The organism is Halobacteriovorax sp. (assembly GCF_048381875.1).
Classification (GTDB): domain Bacteria; phylum Bdellovibrionota; class Bacteriovoracia; order Bacteriovoracales; family Bacteriovoracaceae; genus Halobacteriovorax_A; species Halobacteriovorax_A vibrionivorans.
In genome coordinates, this window is the sequence record NZ_JBLXBP010000016.1 from 1 (window position 1) to 5,582 (window position 5,582).

A 5,582-nucleotide genomic window follows, 5' to 3' on the forward strand; every position below is an offset into this window, starting at 1 on the left:
ATCATTGTTGAAATTGAAACAGCACCACTCGCTACAATCCACTGCCTCTTTGACCAGCCTGCTGGAGCTTTAACAAGGGCCCAAGCGTCTCGTGGAATGGCCTTAATAATATCGAGGTCGGACTCATCTTCTTCGTCGAGAATTAGATCTTTTGCATCATTTAGTTGTACAAGAGTTTCGTTCTCTCCTAGGATGTCGTAAATCTCTTCATTTAGCCTTTCATTCTTTTCACGAACTTCAATCGTTTCATTATCATCAGATATAATTTCTTCATTTTGAGTTACTTGTTCCTGTGACTCTTGAGCTGAGACCTGCCCTGGGATCTCTTGAGCGACAGTGTTAAATGCGAGTAAGGTCGCAAGACTAATACATAGAAGTTTTTTCATTTTTCTCTCTCTTATTGGTTTCTTGGCAGTATACCGAATTTAAGAGAGATTATTAGAGGAAGTAAAAAATATTTAGAGTCGTCAATTATTTAGACATTTTTTGTTTCTTCGCTAATTTGCTTTAAATACTTCTCTGATAATTGAGATTGTCGTTTAAGTTCTAAGTACTGGAATTCGCAAGTGTTAAACTTATGTGCTTGTCCATTTTTCTCTATCAACTGGGCCTGAGTTACAAGTTCATTTAAACCAAAGTTAGAGATAGCACCTATGTAGGTATGGGTCGCATTCTTAATTTTATGCGCATCCTTTGTGTGAATGGCCTTACTTATATTATTAAGCATTTTCTTTTGTGAACTTAGGAGTAAATCAATTGATTCTTTCATAAACTTCTCATCACCATCAAAGTAGCTTAAAAGATCACTCTTTAAACTACTTAATGTTTTATTTACTTGATCCACTTCTTTATATTTTGAGAGTACCTTATAAACAGCTTTAGATGTGATAGGTTTTGCTAGAAAATCGTCCATTCCGTACTCTTCACATTTTAAAATATCTTCTTTCATCGTACTTGCAGTTAGTGCAATAATTAGAGGTCTATTTTCACCATAGGTTTCAATAATTTTCTGAGTTGTCTTATAACCATCTAAAATAGGCATGTGACAATCCATTAATATTATATCAATCTTATTTTTCTCAATAATAAGGAGAGCTTCATTTCCATTAGATGCAGAATAAGTATTACAATTGAATTTTTTTAATATTTCTTGTGCGATTTTTCTATTAATAACATTATCATCAACTACAAGTATATCAAGCTTCAATGATTGCTTATCTAGTTTTATATTATTTGTTTTTGTCGTAGTGGTCAGTCCCTCACAAAGAGTATTTGCTTTGAAGTTAAATGTGAATGTTGCACCTTTTTCTAGTTCACTCTCTACTGTGATTGAACCATTGAAATATGTTGCAAGTTTTTTGCATATCGAGAGACCAAGTCCTGTTCCGCCAAATCTTCTTGTTGTGGATAGGTCAACTTGTGAGAAGTCTCGAAAGAGTAGGTCTTGGTTCTGTTTTGATATACCGATACCTGTGTCGATGATTGATATTGAAATATCATGACCCTGAGTTAAAGTTTTCTTTGCTGATGCTTTGATAAGCACTCCGCCTTTACTCGTAAACTTAATGGCATTGTTAAGTAGATTATTGATAATTTGTCTTATTCTGTACTCATCAGAGCAGATATATTCTGGAAAGTCTTTTTCATATTCAACTTTTAAATATATACCTTTTGCATGAGCTTCAATTTCAAATAATTGCGTAATCTTAGTAATTAATTCTCTAATATTGAAATTTTGTTCATCAAGATGAATTTTTCCTGCTTCAAGTTTTGAGAAGTCTAGAATATCATTAATTATTTTTAATAGCGCAGAACCACTTTCTTTTATTATATTTAATTTATTAATATCTTCTTTATTACTCAAGTTATCAGAGAGTAAGTCTGCCATCCCAATGATACCATTCATTGGAGTTCTTATTTCATGACTCATATTTGCAAGAATTGCTGATTTAATTTTCTCAGTCTCTTGAGCTTTTACTTTTAGTGTTCTGGCATCTTGATAGATATAAATGAGTAAACCTGCTAGTAATGAAGAAAAAGCTCCAAAAATTAGAATCACTTCACCAATAGAAGAACGAAAAGAATCAACATATTGTTCGGTTACATTTATTTGTATTATCCAATTATTATCATTGTAGCTATTTAGATCAAAATTGACTGGAGTAATACTTGATATATCAGAGTGAGTATTTGTATAAATAATTTTATCGTTTTCTTTAAATCTTATATGAAAGCTTTGTGAGTCAATGTTTAGTAACATACTTTTAAATAGTTTCTCGACATCAACAAGTACTAGAGTTGTCTCTACATATTTGTTAAAGTCAAATCTTGGTATTGCTATATAGAATACATTACGATTTTTTTTCTCATCTATATCTCGTATTGAAAATATACGACTAAATAGTGTTTTTTCTAATTTTTTTACTTGTTTAAGAATTTCTTCTTTCTTTGCCTTATTTTCGAAATAGACTTCTTTGTTATGTGCTGTAACTGTCCATTTTGCATTTTCTGTAATTCTTTGCAGCTGAATATATTGTTCATTTGCCTCAAGATAGCTAAAAGCATCTTTCTTCCATGCATTTTCATCCTGTTGTTTATATATGTCAGATCGTTTAGCCAATCTTTTTAAATCATTTACTTTATCATCGATTATTATTTCAATTCGACTTCTGAGCGAGTTTGTTTCATTTTGAATCACTTGTTTGATATTATTGATTTCCGTTTGTTTTATAATTTGCCCGATTAAAACAAATGTAAAAAGAAAGCCAAGTGTAGTAGGTATTGGGATCCAATTATAGTCGTTATCTTCTTTTATAGATGATATTGTGTTGTAGAAACTAGTTGATGCAATAATAAGGAATGTTAGTGATGTATGTAGCGCCATTCTTGTATACTTTTGCCAAACAAATGTTACATCTAGGCTAAATATATATCCTAAAAATGCAGTTGCAGATAGAGTAAACAAGAGACTGATGATTAATAATTGTAGATTCAGATATACTTTGTATCTTGAGAGAAAGACTTTAACTAAGCTTGTAAGAGAAACAAGGATAAAACATGTTGCACTATTAGGGGACATTCGCCCCGGGAATGTGGATTTGGTTAGAATATAATGCTTCATCAAAAATTCATCGATTCCATAATTATGACCGAGAATATATTGAAGTAATGTAGTAAAAGAAATCATAAATAGCGTAATCGATAGAATTTGATAGAAGTGAGAGTATTTCTTTCTTCCTAAGGAGTAATTTAAAATGATTCCTGAAAGAATAAAGCATATTGCTGTATTTAATTGCATAGGAACAAAGCTCTTTGAGATTTGAACGAAAGTGGGGATATTCATTATCCAACCAATTACAACAATAGAGCCTATAAAGACTACTATTATACTCGTTATTAATGTGAGTAAGTCTTTATTCTCTCTGTGTAGTTTCATGACTTAGCTTTTTATATTTGTGTTGATTATTTTAATGATTTCATCAAAGTTAAAAGGTTTTGATAATAAGCCTATGGCCCCTAAGTTTTGTGCTTGTTGTCTTGTTTTTGCATCAGCGTAACCTGTAATGATTAGAACTGGTGGATCCTTCGGGTGAATATTTCGTATTTCTTCTAGGAGTTCGATCCCGTCCATTGTCGGCATTTTTAAATCTGTAAGAATGAAGTCAACTTTATTAGTGATTGCGTATAGTAATGCTTTCTTTCCGTCTTCAAAACCAATACTTTTGAAGCCATAAGATTCTAAGACCTCTACATAGAGTTCGTTTAAAGTAAGGTCGTCTTCTGCAACGATTATTGTTTTAAGAATTGTTTCCATGCAGCTATTTTAATGGATTTAGTTTTTAACATCAAAAATGAGAAATGTACTAATGTGGTGTGTTTAAATCCTTACTAATAATGTACACTTACTCTTTCTATGTAAATTTTGTGTATAAAAATCGCGTGAAAGTACGTAGAAATCTGCAGAAAATAATGAAAAATCTACTGACATATATCATGTTTTTGTGTTAATTTTTAGTCATTAGATAGCCTAATTGCTTGAAATCACGAATTCTTTTTCCGTTGATATGCTATCGTAAATGAACTTAAGGTAGATAATTTTTTTGGTCATATAGCAATTATCTATGCAGAGCTATATGACCAAAAATATTAGAGATTATTATCTTTTATATAGTTTAGAACTTCTTCAATATGTGCAAGCTTTCTGGTTTTTGTCGTTTTAACTTTTATCTTATGACCTTTATGACGTTTCTTATATGTGACAATTTCTTCACCTAGTTTTGAAACCTCTCCATTACAAAGTGCATCTGATTCCATTAAGTCCTTTGTAATTGCGGCCATAGACTTTACACGATTAATCGCTTCTTCTTTATTTTTTCCTTCAATAATTAGTTTCGCAACTAGCTCCTGACCAATTTTTGATTTTGTATTGTTAAAAGAGAATTTATATACCTCTGTAAATGCTTCCCCAGATTCGCTAAAGAGATTTTTATAAACTGATTTTTGTGTTGTTAATGCACCTATTGCTGCAAAAACTAGTGGAGCACCCGGTGCAACGAATGAAGCTGCTACATAAGTTAAAAAACCACCAGTAACACCGGCCGAGACTGAAATGGCATTCTTTACTTCTTGTGGTAGGAACTTATCGTTTTTTACTATCTGTTCATACTGTTCAGTACAGGATTGAGCGTTTACATTTGTAAGTGAAAAAATACTAATAATTAAGCATAAAAAAAATTTCATAATATCTCCAAAATATAAATTAGGAGATACATAGCATATTTTCTTAACTAGATAGAATTTATGTACTTTTTACATTGAAATTACTTCTGTTAAATCACACATATTAATAAATATTAAGCCAATTATCAGTAACTTAGTTCATTGACGACAAGAAATTAAAGTGTCTAAAGGAAATTTAAGGATTAACCGATAGGAACACTATAGTTTCTTATGGGGAAGATGTGAGAAGAGTATTTATCAATTTGGCCTTAGTCTTTACTGCTTTGGCGACAAGTGTGTCGGCCGCTGATTACCAGTGGACCAATGAGCGAGTTGATATCGCCTATGGACAGTTAAGTTTAGGTGAGAGGAAAGAGTTTCATTTCAATCTCATGAAGGTCTTAGAGCAGAAAGCTAAGAAGACAAAGTATGAGCAAGAAAAAATCAATGTCTATTTAACACAGAATAATTTCTACTTACTCGAAAATCTTTTTAATAGTGCTTATGCAACAATTGAAGATCCTACTATCTTTTGTAATTTTGGTGGTTGGATGACCAATATTAAAAATGGAAAGTGTGTTGCTCCATGGTCTCGATCTGTTCGAGATAACCCTGAAATGGAAATTTTTGGTGAAGGCTATAAGAATAGCTGTGGTGGTGCGAATCTCTTTCGCTGTAATCCCATAATCTTTGGCCCTGGAGATGATGGTAAGGGGATCTGTACAACAACAGATGATTCTGATCCAAATCTTGCTACTTCATCTTGTATTGATGATTTCCTAAAAGATCATGTTGCAGGGATGGATCATTTAATTAGTTTACAAGAGGACCCAAAGAAATTAAGTGCCTATATTGCAATTGCC

The 5,582-nt window shown here is 31.9% G+C and carries 5 protein-coding genes; 1 reads left to right on the plus strand and 4 read right to left on the minus strand.

Features of this window, described 5'->3' with window-relative positions; translation table 11 throughout:
• The 4 genes from ACN5L8_RS15105 to ACN5L8_RS15120 form a co-directional block, all read right to left on the minus strand.
• Window positions 1–386 (minus strand): hypothetical protein (locus ACN5L8_RS15105; protein WP_419173435.1); only part of this gene is annotated, 386 nt, incomplete at its 3' end.
• A gap of 89 nt (window positions 387–475) precedes the next feature.
• On the minus strand, window positions 476–3,436 hold the full coding sequence (locus tag ACN5L8_RS15110; protein WP_419173436.1) for an ATP-binding protein: 2,961 nt from the start codon (window positions 3,434–3,436) through the stop codon (window positions 476–478).
• 3 nt (window positions 3,437–3,439) lie between these two features.
• Entirely contained in the window at window positions 3,440–3,814 is a 375-nt protein-coding gene (locus ACN5L8_RS15115) for a response regulator (protein ID WP_419173437.1), read from the minus strand.
• Between the two features lie 332 nt (window positions 3,815–4,146).
• Window positions 4,147–4,740 carry a hypothetical protein gene (locus ACN5L8_RS15120; RefSeq protein WP_419173438.1) on the minus strand — a complete coding sequence of 198 codons (594 nt, stop codon included), beginning with the start codon at window positions 4,738–4,740 and terminating at the stop codon, window positions 4,147–4,149.
• A gap of 221 nt (window positions 4,741–4,961) precedes the next feature.
• On the opposite strand from ACN5L8_RS15120, the gene ACN5L8_RS15125 reads away from it, so the two are divergent.
• Window positions 4,962–5,582: hypothetical protein (locus ACN5L8_RS15125; protein WP_419173439.1), on the plus strand; the 621-nt coding region annotated here is incomplete at its 3' end.